Source organism: Streptomyces sp. NPDC005496 (assembly GCF_042872045.1).
In the GTDB taxonomy this organism is placed as follows: Bacteria; Actinomycetota; Actinomycetes; order Streptomycetales; family Streptomycetaceae; genus Streptomyces.
Genome location: NZ_JBIAJQ010000012.1, coordinates 212,800 through 228,384, shown reverse-complemented (window position 1 = coordinate 228,384; position 15,585 = coordinate 212,800). Strand labels below are relative to the sequence as shown.

The window sequence follows — 15,585 nt, the reverse complement described above, 5'->3', positions numbered from 1 at the left end:
GGGGTGAGTGGACTGGTTGGACCGAGGGTTGGCGGGTTCAGTCGCGTGGCAGGAGGACGCCGGGGTTGAGGAGCCCGGCGGGGTCGAGCCGTTGTTTGACCGCCCGCAGCGCGGCGATGCCGAGTTCGCCGGCCTCGCGGACGTACCAGTCGCGGTGGTCGGTTCCCACGCCGTGGTGGTGGCTGATCGTGCCGCCGGCCGCGCCGATCGCCTCGTTGGCGGCGCGCTTGGCCGGTGCCCAGTGCGCCACGGGGTCCTCGCCCTGGGCCGAGACCACGGTGAAGTACAGCGAGGCGCCGTTCTCGTAGACGTGGGAGATGTGGCACATGACCAGCGGCGGTGTGCCGGCTTCGGTGAGGGAGGTGGTGAGTGCCTCCTTGACGGAGGCGTAGAGCTCGGGGATGCGGGACCAGAAGGCCGCGGTCTCCAGGGTTTCGGCGAAGGCACCCGCGTCCAGCAGAGCGTCGCGCAGATAGGGCGCCGAGTAGCGGCCGTGCGCCCAGCGTCGGCCGGGTTCTTCGCCGAGGTAGGTGCCGCCGCACTCGCGCAGGACTGCCTCGCCCTGCCGGCTGCGCAGTTCGGTGTCCTCCTGGGTGCCCTCGTAGCCGACGACGGCGACGCATCCGGGGTCCTGCGGTGCGTCCTGAGCGCCGATGGCGTCGGGCTGGGCGAGGCCGATGAAGGTCTCGGTCTCGTCGGACAGGCGTAGCACCGTGGGGCGCGGTCCGTCCTGGGCGAGGCGGCGCAGGGCCGCGGCGCCTTCCTCGAAGGAGGCGAAGCGCCAGCCCTCGTAGCGCCGTGCGGCGGGCTGCGGGCGGACGCGGACGGTGACGGATGTGATGACGCCGAACGCGCCCTCGGATCCGAGGATCAGTTGCCGCAGGTCGGGTCCGGCCGCCGAGCGGGGGGCGCGGCCGACGTCGAGCGTGCCCTGCGGGGTGGCGAGGGTGAGGCCGAGGACCATCTCGTCGAAGCGGCCGTAGCCGGCGGACGCCTGTCCGCTGGAGCGGGCCGCGGCGAACCCGCCGATGGTGGCCCATTCGTAGGACTGCGGGAAGTGCCCCAGGGTGAATCCGTGCTCGGCCAGCAGGGCCTCCGCCTCGGGGGCGCGCAGTCCGGGCTGCAGGGTGGCGGTGCGGGAGACGGGGTCGAGGGCGAGCAGGCCGTCCATGCGGCGCAGGTCCAGCGCGACGAAGGGGCGGGACCGCTCGGGCGTCAGACCGCCGACGACGGAGGTGCCGCCGCCGAAGGGGACGACGGCCAACTCGTGGGCGGCGCAGGCCTGTAGGGCCGCGAGGACCTCGTCGTGGCTCGCGGGCAGGACCACGGCGGCCGGGACGTCGGCGATGTCGCCGGCCCGGATGTGCAGCAGGTCCGGGGTGGACTTGCCGCGGGTGTGCCGGATGCGGGTCTCGGCGTCCGTACGCACGTGCGCCGGGCCGCCGACCGCGGCGGCCAGGGCGTCGATGGCTCCCGCGTCGAGCGGTGAGGCGGGCACCTCGATGGCGTCGAGGGCGACCGGTGCACTGCGGGCGGGCTTGACCCCGAGCAGGTCGCGCAGGAGCCCGATCACCGTTTCGGGCAGCTCAGTGGCCTTGGCGGGGTCTCCCCACCCGCTCCACAGCATGTCCATGGGGTTGTTCCTCACCGGTCGGATGCAAGGGGTGCCGCAGGGAGCGGCATGGGGCCGTGGGGCGGGAGAGGTGCTGTCCCACGACCCCGTGGCGCGTTACACTGTGACACATGACGCCTATTCGTCACAACGGTCCGGACGGTACGGCCGCCGGAGACCCCGTCCTGGACGCCGTACGCGACTGCGTGCTGGCCGTCGGAGTGCGCCGCACGACCCTCACCGACGTGGCCCGCCGCGCCGGTGTCTCCCGTATGACGCTCTACCGGCGCTGGCCGGACGTACGGACCCTGGTGGGAGACCTGATGACCCGCGAGTGGGTCGAGGCGGCCACCCGGGCGATGCCCGAGCGCCGGACGGGCACCTCCGCCCGCGCCCTGATCGTCGACGGCCTGGTGGCGGGCGTGCGGGCGTTCCGCGCCCATCCGCTGTTCCGCAAGATCATCGACGTGGACCCCGAACTGCTCCTGCCCTACATGCTCGACAGACGCGGAGCCAGCCAGGAAGCCCTCCTGGAACTGCTCCTCGGCACCCTGCGCGAAGGCCACGCGGACGGATCGGTGCGCGCCGAGCACGCCGACCGGCAGGCCCGGGCCCTGCTGCTGATCGTGCAGTCCTTCACGCTCTCCCTGCGCACCATGACCGACGAGGACGACCCCGAGCTGACCGGCGACGCGTTCCTCACGGAACTGCGGACCATCCTGGAGAGGACCCTGACGCCATGAGCACCAGCAGGAGCGCGTCCGACCCGGCACCGACACCCGGCTCCTCACTGACCGCCGCCCGGCGGGCCGACGAGCTGGCCCGCACCGTGGGCGGGGCTCCCGTCGACCTCCTGGTCGTCGGTCTCGGCGCCACCGGCGCCGGGGTCGCCCTGGACGCCGCCGCACGCGGCCTGAGCGTCGCCGCCGTCGACGCCCACGACCTGGCCTTCGGCACCTCACGCTGGAGCTCCAAGCTCATCCACGGCGGCCTGCGCTACCTGGCCTCCGCCCAACTCGACGTCGCCCACGAAAGCGCCGTCGAACGCGGCATCCTCATGGAACGCACCGCCCCCCACCTGGTGCACGCCCAGCCCTTCGTCCTTCCCCTCACTCCCCTGGTCTCACGCGGTCAAGCCGCCCTGGCACAGGCCGGCTTCCACGCCGGCGACCTCCTGCGCCTGGCGGCCCGCACGTCTCGCGCCACCCTCCCCGCGCCACGCCGCCTGTCCACCGTGGAGACCCGCACGCTGGCCCCGGCACTCCGCTCCGCCGGTCTGCGGGGCGGCCTGCTGTCCTTCGACGGCCGGCTCACCGACGACGCCCGCCTCGTCACCGCCATCGCCCGTACGGCCGCCGCGCGCGGCGCACGTGTCCTGACGCGGGTACGGGCCCTGGAACTGACCGGGCACGGCGCACGCGTCCGCGACGAACTCACCGGCGAGGAAGGCGAGATCCGGGCCCGCGCCGTGATCAACGCATCCGGCGTGTGGGCCGGCGGCCTCGTCGACGGCATCCGCATCCGGCCTTCGCGCGGTACCCACCTCGTCCTGCGCGCCGAGCACTTGGGCGCGGTGCCGGCGGGCATGCACATCCCGGTCCCCGGGGAGACCAACCGCTTCGTGCTCGTCCTGCCGCAAGGCGACGGCCGCGTCTACGTCGGGCTCACCGACGAGCCCGTCGACGGCGACATCCCCGACGTCCCCGAGGCGCCCGACTCCGACATCGGCTTCCTCCTCGACGTACTCAACTCCGCCCTGGACATCCCGGTCCACCGCGACGACGTGGTGGGTGCCTTCGCCGGGCTGCGCCCCCTGCTGGACACCGCCCCGGCCGGCAGCGGCGGCACCAAGACCGCCGACATCTCCCGCAGGCACGCCGTGCACACCTCGGCCGACGGTGTGATCACCGTCGTCGGCGGCAAGCTCACCACCTACCGGCGTATGGCCCAGGACGCCGTCGACGCCGCCGTCGCCACGCACGGGCTCGACGCGGGCCCCTCCCCCACCGCCTCGCTGCCCCTCATCGGCGCCGCGCCGCCGCACGTCCTCGCCACCGTCCAGGCACCGCCCCGCCTCGTCCGGCGCTACGGCACCGAAGCGGCGGACATACACGCGCTGACCACCAAGGACCCACGGCTAGGCGCCCAGGTACTTGAAGGCCACCCCGTCACACAGGCCGAACTGACCTGGGCGGTACGCCACGAGGGCGCCCTCGACGAGGCCGACCTCCTCGACCGCCGAACCCGCATCGGCCTGGTCCCCGAGGACCGCGCGCAAGCCGTACCTTCGGCCCGGGAAGCGCTCGGCGAGAGTGTGGGCAGCGGCTGAACGGACCCCTGCGCCACGCCCCTGCGGCGCGGCGCAGGGTGAGCAGGCTGCGGGAGCCCTCCGTAGGACCGACGCCTCAACCGGGAAGGTGCGACTTGAGATTGCACGGAGCCCCGCCTGCCAGCGAACCCGGCCGGACGCCGGGGGCCCGGCGTCGCTCCGGACTGCGTGACCCGCCTCGGGCACGGCAAGATGCAGTCATGCGGAATCGACCGGTACTCGTCTTCGACGGTGATTGCGGCTTCTGCTCCACCTCGGTGCGCGTGCTCGAACGGTGGCTGCGACCGCGCTGTGAGATCGTCCCTTCGCAGTTCGCCGACTTGGAAGCCCTCGGCGTCAGACGCGAGCGGGCCGAGCAAGAGGTGCTGTGGGTGACTCCGCCCGGCACGGTGTACGGAGGTTCCGACGCCGTGGCGAAGGCACTGCTGAGCGCGCGCGGGGCGTGGCCGGTACTCGGCGCGCTGCTGCGCCTGCCCCCGCTGCGCCAAGTCGCCCACGGCGTGTACCGCCTGATCGCCGCCAACCGCCACCGCTTGCCCGGGGGGACTCCGGAATGCGCCTTGCCGGGCAGCGGCCGGCCCAACTCAAAATGGGACCCCTGATATACGTCGGCAAAAGGTGCCGGAGTACGGGATCTCCGCGTCCCAAGCCCTGACCGACCCGGCGCCACGGGGTTGGTACGGCAAAAGGACAGCGGCGGTCCCGAGGTTTCCGGAACCGCCGCCGTACCGACGTAGGGGTCTCAGCAGAGTCCCAGATCAGCTAGTGCCCGGTTCTTGCCGAGGGTGTACTTGGTGGGCCGGCGCCACGTAGCGCCAATCGATCAGGCACGACCATGCGATCGCGCAGCTCGCCACGCTCGCCAGCACGCCGATCAATGTGTCGGGGCCCGAGGCCCCGGTAGCGACCGACCCCAGGAGCATCACTGCGATGGCGACCTCACCCACTCCGAGCACGGCGAGCCAGCCGACGCGCAAGGCGCGCGGTGCCCTGTCCCTGACACGACTTGAGCCCAGCAGGGCGGCTCCGCCGATCATGGTCAGAGCGGCCACGGCGACAAGCACCGAGTTCAGCAGGGTGCCAGAGGTGTCGGGCGCGGTGTGGTCGATTTCCGCGGTGTCGGGCACCAGGAATGTGAACGCGAGCTCCAGCAGCGTGACATACGCGACCTGACCGAGCAGCAGCGTGGGCACGACCCGGCGGTGGAACATGGTCGTCATGCGTCGCTCCTCACGAGACGGCCGCCTATCTCTGTCTTCTTCTTGTGCCCGTTCAGCCTGTCGTCGGCCAGCGCCACCCCGACCGGCTGGACAGCGAGCGCCGAGCACAATGGCAGCGTCGTGGTCATCGCCGCCGTAAGCCGTCATCGCGACCTTCCCCCTTGAGCAAGAGCTGGCGTGCCCCGTCACAGTCCCGGCCTCGGCTCCGGAGCGAAGTCGCAGGTCCCCGATCTCGACGTGCCTTCCGTGCCCCTCAGTCGCACGGTGGCCCGGATGTCGACGTCGTGGCCGTAGGCGACCGTGCAGATCAGCTGTTGCGACGCCGTCCGGTTCAGGCCGTCCAAGGGCAGGGGCACGTCAGCCGTGACCTGCTTGCCGCCCGCCGAGACCTCAACCTGAGGTGGTCGGTCGGACGAAGTGGGGTGGAGGGACGTGCCGAGCCCCGCTTTGCGGTCCCGTTCGCCGGGGCCGGCGAGCAGCGCGCCGAGCACCTTCTCCAGCGGCGGGGGTGCGGTGTCCGTCGCGGTGGAGTTCTGGCCCGCGACCGTCAAAGCGTCGGAGCCGTTGTCCGTCATCGACTCGGCGGGACGGATCACCGGGTGGAGGCGGCCGTCGCGGGTGTGGAAGAAGAGCAGCACCTCGGTCTCGTCGTCGAAGAACGCCTGGATCGAGGCGGGACCTCCCGCCTCGATCACGTCGGTCTCCTGGATGCCGCAGCCGCCGAGCAGCAGCACCCCCGACGCGGCGGCGACCGCGACCGCCCCGCTACGGCGGCGCACACGCGCACGTCCCATCAACAGCCCTCTTCCAGGTGCAGCGGTATCTCCACGGTGAAGACGGCGCCGCCGCCCGGAAGGTTCGCCGCGCGCACGGTTCCGCCGTGCAGCCGCACGTTCTCCAGGGTGATCGCCAGCCCCAGGCCGCTGCCCGCCGACCGGGTGCGCGCCGCGTCGGCCTTGTAGAACCGCTCGAAGATGTGCGGGAGGACGTCCGGGTGGATGCCGGGTCCGCTGTCGGCGACCTCGGTGATCAGCACGGGCGGGCCGGAGGAGCGCTGCTCGCTGCGCAGGCTCACGGTGACGGGCGCGCCGCCGTGCCGCAGGGCGTTGCCTACGAGGTTGGCGATGACGACGTCGAAACGCCGTGGGTCGATCCGGGCGCGGATGCCGGAGGGCAGGCGGGTGCGGACGCGGTCGTCGGTCCAGTGCCTGTTCTGCAGTGTCTTGTCGATGGTCTGCGCCATGTCGACTTCGTCGGCGTTGAGCCCTGCCGCGCGGGCGTCGAAGCGGGAGATCTCCATGAGGTCCTCGACGAGCACGGCGAGCTTTCCGGTCTCGGCGCTGACCAGGCGTACCGCCCGGGCGGTGTCGGGGTCCAGTCCATCGGCGTCTTCGTCGAGGACCTCGGTGACGGCGAGCATGCCGGCGAGCGGGGTGCGCAGTTCGTGGGAGACGTCGGAGGCGAAGCGGCGGGCGCGTGCCTCGGCCTGGCGCAGTTCGCGCACCGAGGTCTCCAGTGCGGCGGCGGACTCGTTGAAGGTGCGGGCGAGGTCTGCCAGTTCGTCGCTGCCGCGTACCGGGATGCGGGTGTCGAAACTGCCGCTGCCCATGCTCCGTGCGGCCTTGCGCAGTTCGCGCACCGGGCGCAGCACGCTGCGGGCGGCGATCAGGCCGGGGATCAGTGCGATGGCGAGACCGGGCAGGGCGCCGTCGCGGGCGGCTATGAGGAGCGCGTCGACGTTGACCTGTTCGTCGCTCATGCGCGTGACGGCGTAGAGGACGAGCCCGCTGGGCAGCACGTCGTCGGGGCCGGTCTTGAACACCGTGGGCATGGCGATGGTGAGGTACGGGACTCCGTCCTTGACGACCCGTTCGAAGGTGCCGCGGGGATGGGCTTGTGCGGCGCGGCGCAGTTCGGGGGTGATCACCGTGGAGACGGGGTTCTCGCCGGAGGACGCCCTGATCGATCCGTACTCCGCGAACACGACCCAGGGGTGCGGCCTCCCAGCGCGGGCGATGCTCCGTAGGGTCTCCTCCATTCCTTCCTTCTGCAGGGGCAGGGCCCAGCCGGTCTGCTGGACCTGGTCGCGGAAGGAGGCGACCGCGGTGTCCTGGGCGGTCTTCAGCAACGCGTTGCGGGCCTCGCGGTAGGTCAGCGCGGAGGTGGTGCCCGCACTGACGGCGGCGACCAGCAGGAAGGCCAGGACCAGCCGGGTGCGCAGCCCGAACGCCCGCGCCCAGCCTCGTCGGACGGGAGCGTCCGCAGCCGGCGTGCCCTCGCGGGCCGGACGGTTACCGCCGCCGGCGCCGGGTCTCCGACGCGCGAGCCGCATGCCGGAGGTCACAGGGGTCCGAAACGGTAGCCGAAGCCCCGCAGCGTCTGGATGTACCGCGGGCTGCCCGCCTCGTCCTCGACCTTGCCGCGCAGCCGTGCGACGCAGGCGTCGACCAGCCGTGCGTCGGCGTGGAAGCTGTGTTCCCACACGTGCTCCAGCAGCTGCTGTCTGCTGAAGACCTGCTCGGGTGCGGCGGACAGGTGCAGCAGCAGCTTGAGTTCGGAGGGGGCGAGCGGAAGGCGCGTACCGGACTTCGTGACACTGAGCCCGGCGCGGTCGATGACGAGGTCGCCGTGCACTTCGATGGCCGCCTTGCCCTGACCGGAGTTGTCGATACGGCGGAGTACGGCGCTGATGCGTGCCTCGATCACCTCGGTGCGCGCGGGTTTGACGATGTAGTCGTCGGCGCCGGCCTCCAGGCCGATCACCACGTCGAAGTCGTCACCCCGCGCGGTGAGCATGATGATGGGCAGCTGGCTCCGGTCGCGGACCTTCCGGCAGACCTGCACGCCGTTCATGCCGGGGAGCATCAGGTCCAACAGCATCAGATCGGGGCGGAATTCGGCCAGTGCGGCGAGACCGGCCTCACCGGTCGCGGCCACCCGCACCTCGTGTCCACGGCGGCGCAGACCGAGTTCGACACCCTCCCGTACGGAAGGGTCGTCCTCGATGAGGAGCACGCGGGGCATGGGCAGTTCTCCCTCGGTAGTGGTCAGGCCCGGGTCGCTCTGCGGCGCAGGGTGGAGAGCAGGGCGTCGAGTTCGGTGAGCCGCAGCGGGCGGGCGAGCACGGCAAAGGTGAGCACGACGGCCACGGCCCCGGCGGTTGCAGCGGCGAGCGTTCCAGCCCCGGCGGCGGCCCGTACGGCGAAGTGACCCAGAAGGGTGGCGGGTACTGCGGCGACGAGGAGCCGCACGTGCGTGCCGACGGCGGCCGAACGCAGGGGACGGGCGACTGCGAGCGAGCGGCTCAGCACCCGGGCGGTCACCGCCCAGCCCGCGCACAGGGCCACCGAGTACGCGGCCGCCATACCCGTCACGGCCCAGCGGGCGGGCAGCAGTTGGGCGGCCGCCACGGACAGTCCCGCGTTGACGGTCACGATCACCAGGTTGAGCAGGAACGGGGTGCGGGTGTCGGAGAGTGAGTAGAAGGTGCGGGACAGCACGTACTGCCCCGACAGGGCGACGAGCCCGGGTGCGAAGGCCATGAGGATGCCGGCCATGGCCGCGGTGTCGCCGGCGCTGGTCCTGCCGTACCCGAAGACGAGGTCCATGATCGGCTGGGCTAGGGCGAGCAGCATGCACGCCGCGGGGACGACGGCGGACGCGGAGGTGCGCAAGGCTTGGGAGACGCTGCGCCGCAGGCCGGCGGTGTCCCCGGCCGTCGCGGCCGCGCTCATCCGGGGCATCAGCGCGGTCACCAGGGACACCGTGACGATGCCGTGCGGCACGACCCACAGGACGTAGGCACTGTTGTACGCGCTGTATCCCGGTCCGCCGTCGAGACCGGCGGTCGTCGCGAGCCGGGTGGTGACCCAGTAGGCGGCCTGGTTGGCCAGCACCATGAGCAGCAGCCAGAAGGCCGACCGCAACGGGCGGGTCAGTCCACTGCCGCGCCAGTCGAAGCGGGGCCGCCAGCGGAACCTGGCCGCGCGCAGCGCGGGAAGCAGAGCGAGGGCCTGGACGGCTATCCCGGCGGTCGTGCCGCACCCGAGCAGCGCCGTCTCGGTCGAACTCAGTGTGCCGCCGTCCGTAGCGAGCGCCAGAAAGAGGCCGAACACGGCTATGACGACAAGGTTGTTGAGGACGGGTGCCCACATCATCGCGCCGAACCGGCCGCGTGCGTTGAGGATTTGCCCGAGCAGGGTGAACAGTCCGAGAAAGAAGATCTGCGGCAGGCAGTACCGGGCGAACGCGCTCGTCATGGCGGCCTGTCCGCCGCTGTAATCCGTGTACACGTCGACGATCGCGGGAGCCGCCCACACCACGGTCACGGTGATCGCCAGGAGCGCGGCCACGCAGACCGTGACGAGTCGGTCGGTGTACGCGACGCCGCCGTCCTCGTGCTCCTTGGCGACCTTGACGAGCTCGGGGACGAACACGGCGTTGAGCGCGCCGCCCAGGAGGAGCATGTAGACCATCGTCGGCAGCGAGTTGCCCACGGCGTAGCCGTCGGCGGTCGGCCCGACGGTGCCGATCGCCGCCGCGATCACGGCGGCACGGGCGAAGCCGGTGCCGCGGGAGACGAGCGACCCGGCGGCCATGACGGCGCTGCTGCGCGCCGTGGACGTCGCCTTCGTACGGGGCTCGTGGCCCGGCTGTTCGCTCGCGGTCGCGGCGCTGTCGTCGCCTCGCCGTTCGCCGTCCGGCCGCGAGGCGCTGTCCTCCGCACCGGTCGGGGTGAGGGCGCTCACCGGCGGTTCAGGTATGCCTGGAAGGCGCGGTACAGCGCCTGGTTGGCGGGGCCACCCAATGACTTCTCCCATTCCCCCAGCGTCTCCACGACCTGTCCACCGGTGCCGAGCTTCCAGCGCAGCAGGCCGTACGCACGTTCGGCGGGGTCGAGAGTGGAGGGTACCCCGCGCATGTCGTAGACGTCGGCGCCGAGCGCGTGCGCGTCCAGCAGCATCCGCCATTGCAGGGCGTTGGAGGGCCGTACCTCACGACGGTGGTCCGCCGAGGCGCCGGTCTGGTACCAGACCCGGTCACCCACCGTGATCATGGTGTGAGCGGCCAGGATCTCCCCGCGGTGACGGGCGAGGTACAGCTTCATCCGGCCCGGCTCCTCGGCGTTGAGCGCCGCGTACTGGCGCTCGTAATAGGCGAGGGAGCGACCGAGGCGAAAACCGTCGCGCTGCTCCGTCACGTCCAACAGACGGTAGAACTCGGGAAGTTCGGTGGCGCTGCCCACGACCACCTCCACGCCCTCCTTCCGGGCGCGCCGGACGTTGCGCCGCCACTCCTGATTGAGTCCTGCCCACAGGTCCTCGGTGGTGCGTCCTGCGAGCGGTATCCGGAACACGTGGCGGGGCTGGGCGTCACCGCCGTCGGCGGACCCGTCGCTGCCGCAGCGGACCCACCCCCGCGCGCGCAGCCGCTCGGCGACGGCACTGCCGAGCGGATCGACCTCGCTGGCGAGCACGTCGCCGAGCCGACGCCCCGGCCCGGTGAGGGACTTCAGCGCGGAAGCGTCCCAGCGCCGGTACGCGGGCGAGGGCCCCATCCGCACGGCGAACGCTCCCGCGTCGCGCAGATGACCGAGCAACGGCGTGAGCCACAGGTCGACGTCGGGATCCGCCCAGTCGGCCACCGGGCCCTCGGGCAGGTAGGCGAAGAACTTGCGCGTGCCGGGGAACTGGCGCAGCAGCACGAGCGCCGCACCGCTCAGCGCGCCCCCTTCCACATCCGTTCCCCAGCCGACGAGTTGGGCCCGCCAGCCCTCCTTGACGTCGGCCCAGGAAGGGCACTGCAGGAAGCCGGGGCGGAGGGCTCGGCCGGCGGGTGACGAAAGGAAGGCACGGTAAGCGCGGGGCGTGACCGGCCCCAGCGACAAGGGTTCCTTCCCCGCTCGGGGGATACGGCCGGGTGGAACGAGCAGCGCTGACACGGTCTGAGCCTCACTCTCCTCCCCGGCTGGCGACGGGGACACCGAGGATGCTCACAACCAGCCGTGACCGGTCCGCGCGCCGAGTGTGACGAAGCCATGACCGTTTCTCACCAACCGCCGTCATAGACCCGGAAAGCAGCTGACCTGGCATTTTCCGGCTCTACGGTCGGGGCAGTCCGCTCATCGCCGCGGAGTCGTCCGTCCTGGGGGTTTCCTTGCCGCGCACACGTGTGTCCACCCATGTCCCGATCCGGGCAGCCATCGCCGCAGCCCTGCTCGCACCTCTCGCCGCCTGCTCGTCGAGTCCGTCACCTTCCTCTTCACACGCACCGCGGGCGGATGCGTCCAAGGACCGGCCCGTCATGGTCACCGTCACACCCAAGGGGCGGCAGGCCACGCCGGGCCGGCCGGTGACGGTCACCGCCTCCCACGGCCGTCTCACCTCGGTCACCGTCACCGACGCGGAAGGCCGGCGCCTGCCCGGCAAGGTCGCGGCCGACGGACGGAGGTGGGTCTCCGGTCGCAAGGCCGTACCCGGCACGGCGTACACGGTCATCGCCAAGACCCGGACGACGGGTGGCAGCGCCGCCACCACGAAGGCATCGTTCACCACCGTCGAGGCGGACAAGGTCAACAAGGTCGACTGGCGTCCTGGGGACGGCACCATCGTCGGAGTGGCCCAGCCGATCTCCCTGGTCTTCGACCGCCCCGTCAGAAACCGCTCCGAGGTCGAGAAGCAGCTGCACGTCACCACCTCGGAACCCACGGAAGGGTCTTGGGGCTGGATACGCGACTGGTCGGGCCGGGACCGGGTCGACTGGCGTCCGAAGTCGTACTGGAAGCCGGGAACGAAGATCGTGCTCAAGGCCGAACTGAACGGCACCGATTCGGGATCCGAAGGCGGCTGGTTCGTACGGGACTACAGCACGGCCTTCACCATCGGCACCCGCCAGATCGTCCGCGTCGACCTCGACCGCCACCGCCTCGCTCTGGTACGCGACGGCAGGACCGTCCGCAGCATCCCGGTCTCGGGCGGCACCCCCGGCGGGGACAAGCGATCCTGGCGCGGAACGGCCGTGCTCATGGCCAAGGAGGGCACCGTCAACATGAACTCGGAGACGGTCGGCCTCGGCGACGCCTACGACAAGACGGTCCACTATTCGATGCGGCTGACCTGGTCGGGCATGTACGCCCACGCCGCACCCTGGAACGCCGCCTACTTCGGCAACGCCAACCACAGTTCGGGCTGCATAGGCATGAGCAACGCGGACGCGGCCTGGTTCTACGGGCAGGTACGACCGGGCGACCCCTTCGAGATCACGGGCAAGGACACCAAGGGCGTGGTCGACCCGGGAAACGGCTTCGGCGCGTGGAACGTGCCGTGGAACGCCTGGCAGGCGAAGAGCGCACTGCGTTGAGGATGCCGGGGCCGTGTCCCGCGGACGCGGCCACACCGCGCGCACGAACGGTCAGGCCGGGCTGCCCGCGGTGCAGTACGGCGACCAGTCTGCGGAAACGAGCGCCGCGAGGCACGGCCTGCGTGCCGAGGACGGCCACTGAACGTGCGCTGAATGGGTACCACCGGAAACGCGGTGCCGAGGCGTAGCGGCGCAGCTTCACTCGCAGACAGGGGGCGTTCACGCACGGCTCCCGGTCTCACGAACCTCGGCGAGTAGCCCTCACCGAACAGTCACCGCCACTGGGCGCGTTCTTCCCGGACCGGTCCGGGAAGAACGCGCCCAGTGGCGGTGCTCAAGTTCCTCAGCGCTTGTGGCCGTTCGCGTGTCCGTCGGGGTGCAGGACCACCTTGGTCCAGCCCTCGTCACGGGCGTCGAAGTGCTCGTAGGCGGTGGGGGCCTCGTCCAGGCTGAGCTCGTGAGAGACGAGGAAGCTCGGCTTTGCCTTGTCGCCGGCGATCAGGTCTCGCAGCGCACGGTTGTACCGCTTCACCGGCGCCTGCCCGGTGCCCATGCGCTGACCCTTGAACCACATCAGGCCGAAGTCGATGGGGACCTTGCCCTGGGCCTCCAACTCGCCCTGGGCCTCTGCGCCGCCGGGGTCCTCCGGGAGGAACACACCGACCACGCCGATGTTGCCCGTGAACCTGACCGAGTCGATCAGGCCGTTGAGCGTGAGGCTTGCGTCTTCGTGTCCTTGGGCGTCGTGCGCCTGGTAGCCGACGCATTCACAGCCGTTGTCGGCGCCCAGACCGAGGGTGGCCTCCTTCACCACGTCCGCCGGGTTCTGCTCGGCGGTGTTGATAGGGATGGCCCCGATCTCCTCCGCCTTGCGCAGCCGGTCGGGCTGGTGGTCGGCCACCCAGACGCGGCCGGCGCCCTTGAGGATGGCCGAGTAGGCCGCCATCAGCCCGACGGGACCGGCCCCGAAGACGATCGTCTGGTCGCCCGGCTTGACGTCGGCCATCTCGGTGGCGTGGTAGCCGGTGGGGAAGATGTCGGCGAGCATCACGTAGTCGGTCTGGCGTTCGGCGGCGTCCTCGCCCAGACGCAGGGCGTTGAAGTCGCCGTAGGGTACGCGCAGCAGTTCCGCCTGGCCGCCCTGGTAGGGCCCCATGTCGGCGAATCCGTAGGCTGCTCCCGCGAGGGCCGGTTCCGGCTGCATGGTCAGGCAGTAGTTGGTCAGACCTCGCTCGCACTGCTTGCAGAAGCCGCAAGCGATGTTGAAGGGCAGGACCACGTACTCGCCGACCTGGACCTTGCGGACGGCCGAGCCGACCTCCACGACCTGGCCCATGTTCTCGTGTCCCAGGGTGCGGCCGGACTCGAACGAGGTGCGGCCCTCGTACATGTGCAGGTCAGAGCCGCAGATGTTGGTAGCGGTGATCTTCACGATGATGTCGCAGGGGTGCTCGATCTTCGCGTCCGGCACGTCCTTCACGGTGACCGTTCGCGGTCCGTCGTATACCGCTGCTTTCATGATGGCTTCCTTCGGTGCGCAGCATTGCCGCAGCACGCCGGAAATGGCGACGGCGCACAGAGCCGGGCGCCCGGGAGGTGATGTGACGGGGGCCTCGGCTCAGGCATGCCTCAATGGACCGTTCACCCGAATCGGGTGGGACGGTGGTGCCCGCCGGACGCCCAGGCGGAGGCCCGCATTCCGGCGGTGACTTCCGGGTCCCCGTCGGCCCCGACGCGAAACAACCACGCACGATCGATCATCTGGGTCTTCGGCCCCGGACGGGCATCGACCGACCACCGACAAGTCACCGGCTCAGGGCTTCAGTTGATCACCTTCGTCCTGGAGCATGTCGCGCCGTTCCTGTTCGCGCTTGGAGTAGGCAGCCGCGCGGATCGCCTCGTCACTCTCCAAGCCGGATCCCAGAGCTCCGCCCACCGTGGCGACCGAAGCGACGAACCAGGACAACGTCCAGTAGTCCGCTGTGTGCAGAGGCGTCTGTGTCATGGAGGCGAACACCTGGTCATTGAGGATGAACAGCGCCCAGACCAGGTTGACGATCATCAGACCCGCGTAACAGACGACCACACCGATACCCACGGTCAGGACTGTCGAAGCGTTGTAGAGCTTCACCCTCTGCCTCGCCTCCCGTGAGACGTCCGACGACCGGTGCCACAGCTGCGCGTCCACGATCAGCCAGCCGATCATCAGCACGAGGGAACCGACCGTTGCGATCACAAGACGCGGCGCGCTCAGGGCCCCGGCCAGGCTCCAGACGGTGGAGTTCACGGTGGCGACCGCTCCTGTGGCCAGCGCGGCAGCCAGGGCTTTCGACAGACCCGGCACCAAGCGCCACGGACGGTTGGCACGGACCATCCCGACGAGCACCCTGAGGTATCCGCGCGGCCCGCTGAGGACGTACCGAAGATCAGCGATCTCCTCCTCGTCGACCGCGCCCGGGTGAACGGGCGCGAGACTACTGACGAAGCGCCCCATGGGTGGCTGACGCTGCTGCGGTCCTTGTGCTCCGTCGGCCGGCGGACCCGTCAGGCCGAGCACGACCTCTTCCACGGCCCGCCGGGCCCTTGTCTGCAGCCGCCAGCCTCCCAGCGTAGGAAGAGAGAGCAGTGCCAAGCCGTGTTCGTGGTTCAGATCCACAACGAGCTTGTGCCCGTGCGTGTGCAGCGGAAGATCGGTGAGTGCCACGACGATGTCCCAGTGCTCCGACCCTGCGCGATCCCTGATCCTCTGCATCAGAACGGACGTGTCCTCCGTCCCCGCGGTGAAGGGCTCACTCACCACCTCGACGTCGAACCGTCGCCCCTGCTCCGCCTTGTCGGCGAGCCGCGAGGGCAGAATGCGGGCCATACGCTGAGCGATCTCCGTCGGCGCATCCGGATCCGCCAGGAGGGCCACGACTGTAAGGTCCTGCGAAGCCATCGGCATGACTGAACCCTTCTCGTGAACTGCCCCCGCTCTCGAACGCTCCCACAGAACGCACCTGCGGCGATGTCGACGCTCCTGAGAGACGGACCGGAAGGCCACCGGGCGACGCCTCTCAAGCCGG

At 70.8% G+C, this 15,585-nt stretch carries 14 protein-coding genes; 5 read left to right on the top strand and 9 right to left on the bottom strand.

Annotated features, from left to right (window positions below; genetic code table 11):
• Positions 1-37: 37 nt before the first annotated feature.
• Entirely contained in the window at positions 38-1,633 is a 1,596-nt protein-coding gene (locus ACFYQQ_RS32235) for an FAD-binding oxidoreductase (RefSeq protein WP_356244438.1), read from the bottom strand.
• A gap of 110 nt (positions 1,634-1,743) precedes the next feature.
• Between ACFYQQ_RS32235 and ACFYQQ_RS32230 the strand changes: the two genes are divergently transcribed.
• The 3 genes from ACFYQQ_RS32230 to ACFYQQ_RS32220 all read left to right on the top strand — a co-directional run bounded on the left by ACFYQQ_RS32230 (position 1,744) and on the right by ACFYQQ_RS32220 (position 4,543).
• Positions 1,744-2,355, top strand: a complete 612-nt coding sequence (locus tag ACFYQQ_RS32230) for a TetR/AcrR family transcriptional regulator (protein ID WP_356175099.1) — start codon at positions 1,744-1,746, stop codon at positions 2,353-2,355.
• A complete protein-coding gene (locus tag ACFYQQ_RS32225; RefSeq protein WP_356175096.1) occupies positions 2,352-3,941 on the top strand; it encodes a glycerol-3-phosphate dehydrogenase/oxidase in 1,590 nt (529 codons plus the stop codon). Before ACFYQQ_RS32230 ends, ACFYQQ_RS32225 begins: the two co-directional genes overlap by 4 nt.
• 200 nt (positions 3,942-4,141) lie before the next feature.
• Complete coding sequence (locus tag ACFYQQ_RS32220) at positions 4,142-4,543, top strand: DUF393 domain-containing protein (protein ID WP_355780195.1); 402 nt, start codon at positions 4,142-4,144, stop codon at positions 4,541-4,543.
• Positions 4,544-4,699: 156 nt separating this feature from the next.
• Here ACFYQQ_RS32220 and ACFYQQ_RS32215 read toward each other — a convergent pair whose 3' ends face one another.
• The 6 genes from ACFYQQ_RS32215 to ACFYQQ_RS32190 all read right to left on the bottom strand — a co-directional run bounded on the left by ACFYQQ_RS32215 (position 4,700) and on the right by ACFYQQ_RS32190 (position 11,102).
• Entirely contained in the window at positions 4,700-5,161 is a 462-nt protein-coding gene (locus tag ACFYQQ_RS32215; protein ID WP_355780198.1) for a hypothetical protein, read from the bottom strand.
• 185 nt (positions 5,162-5,346) lie between these two features.
• Positions 5,347-5,955 carry a hypothetical protein gene (locus ACFYQQ_RS32210; RefSeq protein WP_355780201.1) on the bottom strand — a complete coding sequence of 203 codons (609 nt, stop codon included), beginning with the start codon at positions 5,953-5,955 and terminating at the stop codon, positions 5,347-5,349.
• Positions 5,955-7,493 carry a HAMP domain-containing sensor histidine kinase gene (locus ACFYQQ_RS32205; RefSeq protein WP_355780204.1) on the bottom strand — a complete coding sequence of 513 codons (1,539 nt, stop codon included), beginning with the start codon at positions 7,491-7,493 and terminating at the stop codon, positions 5,955-5,957. The genes ACFYQQ_RS32210 and ACFYQQ_RS32205 overlap by 1 nt, the downstream gene beginning before the upstream one ends.
• 8 nt (positions 7,494-7,501) lie before the next feature.
• On the bottom strand, positions 7,502-8,185 hold the full coding sequence (locus ACFYQQ_RS32200; protein WP_355780207.1) for a response regulator transcription factor: 684 nt from the start codon (positions 8,183-8,185) through the stop codon (positions 7,502-7,504).
• Between the two features lie 23 nt (positions 8,186-8,208).
• A complete protein-coding gene (gene murJ, locus ACFYQQ_RS32195; protein ID WP_388906240.1) occupies positions 8,209-9,759 on the bottom strand; it encodes a murein biosynthesis integral membrane protein MurJ in 1,551 nt (516 codons plus the stop codon).
• Positions 9,760-9,905: 146 nt separating this feature from the next.
• Positions 9,906-11,102 (bottom strand): peptidoglycan bridge formation glycyltransferase FemA/FemB family protein, encoded by a 1,197-nt coding sequence (locus tag ACFYQQ_RS32190; RefSeq protein ID WP_355780212.1) that lies wholly within the window; start codon positions 11,100-11,102, stop codon positions 9,906-9,908.
• A gap of 215 nt (positions 11,103-11,317) precedes the next feature.
• Between ACFYQQ_RS32190 and ACFYQQ_RS32185 the strand changes: the two genes are divergently transcribed.
• Positions 11,318-12,520 (top strand): Ig-like domain-containing protein, encoded by a 1,203-nt coding sequence (locus tag ACFYQQ_RS32185; RefSeq protein ID WP_355780215.1) that lies wholly within the window; start codon positions 11,318-11,320, stop codon positions 12,518-12,520.
• Positions 12,521-12,533: 13 nt separating this feature from the next.
• Positions 12,534-12,662, top strand: a complete 129-nt coding sequence (locus tag ACFYQQ_RS32180; RefSeq protein ID WP_388906149.1) for a hypothetical protein — start codon at positions 12,534-12,536, stop codon at positions 12,660-12,662.
• 201 nt (positions 12,663-12,863) lie between these two features.
• On the opposite strand, the gene ACFYQQ_RS32175 is transcribed toward ACFYQQ_RS32180, so the two are convergent.
• Together ACFYQQ_RS32175 and ACFYQQ_RS32170 are read right to left on the bottom strand one after the other, a co-directional pair.
• The gene (locus ACFYQQ_RS32175) at positions 12,864-14,039 is read right to left on the bottom strand and encodes a glutathione-independent formaldehyde dehydrogenase (protein WP_355792529.1); all 1,176 of its coding nucleotides are present in this window, start codon (positions 14,037-14,039) and stop codon (positions 12,864-12,866) included.
• 294 nt (positions 14,040-14,333) lie between these two features.
• Positions 14,334-15,464 (bottom strand): hypothetical protein, encoded by a 1,131-nt coding sequence (locus ACFYQQ_RS32170; protein ID WP_388906146.1) that lies wholly within the window; start codon positions 15,462-15,464, stop codon positions 14,334-14,336.
• Positions 15,465-15,585 lie beyond the last annotated feature (121 nt).

What these genes read in the sequence shown, in the direction of transcription:
- ACFYQQ_RS32235 (WP_356244438.1), bottom strand. Translation starts at nt 1,633, where the DNA reads ATGGACATGCTGTGGAGCGGGTGGGGAGACCCCGCCAAGGCCACTGAG.
- ACFYQQ_RS32230 (WP_356175099.1), top strand. Translation starts at nt 1,744, where the DNA reads ATGACGCCTATTCGTCACAACGGTCCGGACGGTACGGCCGCCGGAGAC.
- ACFYQQ_RS32225 (WP_356175096.1), top strand. Translation starts at nt 2,352, where the DNA reads ATGAGCACCAGCAGGAGCGCGTCCGACCCGGCACCGACACCCGGCTCC.
- ACFYQQ_RS32220 (WP_355780195.1), top strand. Translation starts at nt 4,142, where the DNA reads ATGCGGAATCGACCGGTACTCGTCTTCGACGGTGATTGCGGCTTCTGC.
- ACFYQQ_RS32215 (WP_355780198.1), bottom strand. Translation starts at nt 5,161, where the DNA reads ATGACGACCATGTTCCACCGCCGGGTCGTGCCCACGCTGCTGCTCGGT.
- ACFYQQ_RS32210 (WP_355780201.1), bottom strand. Translation starts at nt 5,955, where the DNA reads ATGGGACGTGCGCGTGTGCGCCGCCGTAGCGGGGCGGTCGCGGTCGCC.
- ACFYQQ_RS32205 (WP_355780204.1), bottom strand. Translation starts at nt 7,493, where the DNA reads ATGCGGCTCGCGCGTCGGAGACCCGGCGCCGGCGGCGGTAACCGTCCG.
- ACFYQQ_RS32200 (WP_355780207.1), bottom strand. Translation starts at nt 8,185, where the DNA reads ATGCCCCGCGTGCTCCTCATCGAGGACGACCCTTCCGTACGGGAGGGT.
- murJ (WP_388906240.1), bottom strand. Translation starts at nt 9,759, where the DNA reads ATGGCCGCCGGGTCGCTCGTCTCCCGCGGCACCGGCTTCGCCCGTGCC.
- ACFYQQ_RS32175 (WP_355792529.1), bottom strand. Translation starts at nt 14,039, where the DNA reads ATGAAAGCAGCGGTATACGACGGACCGCGAACGGTCACCGTGAAGGAC.
- ACFYQQ_RS32170 (WP_388906146.1), bottom strand. Translation starts at nt 15,464, where the DNA reads ATGCCGATGGCTTCGCAGGACCTTACAGTCGTGGCCCTCCTGGCGGAT.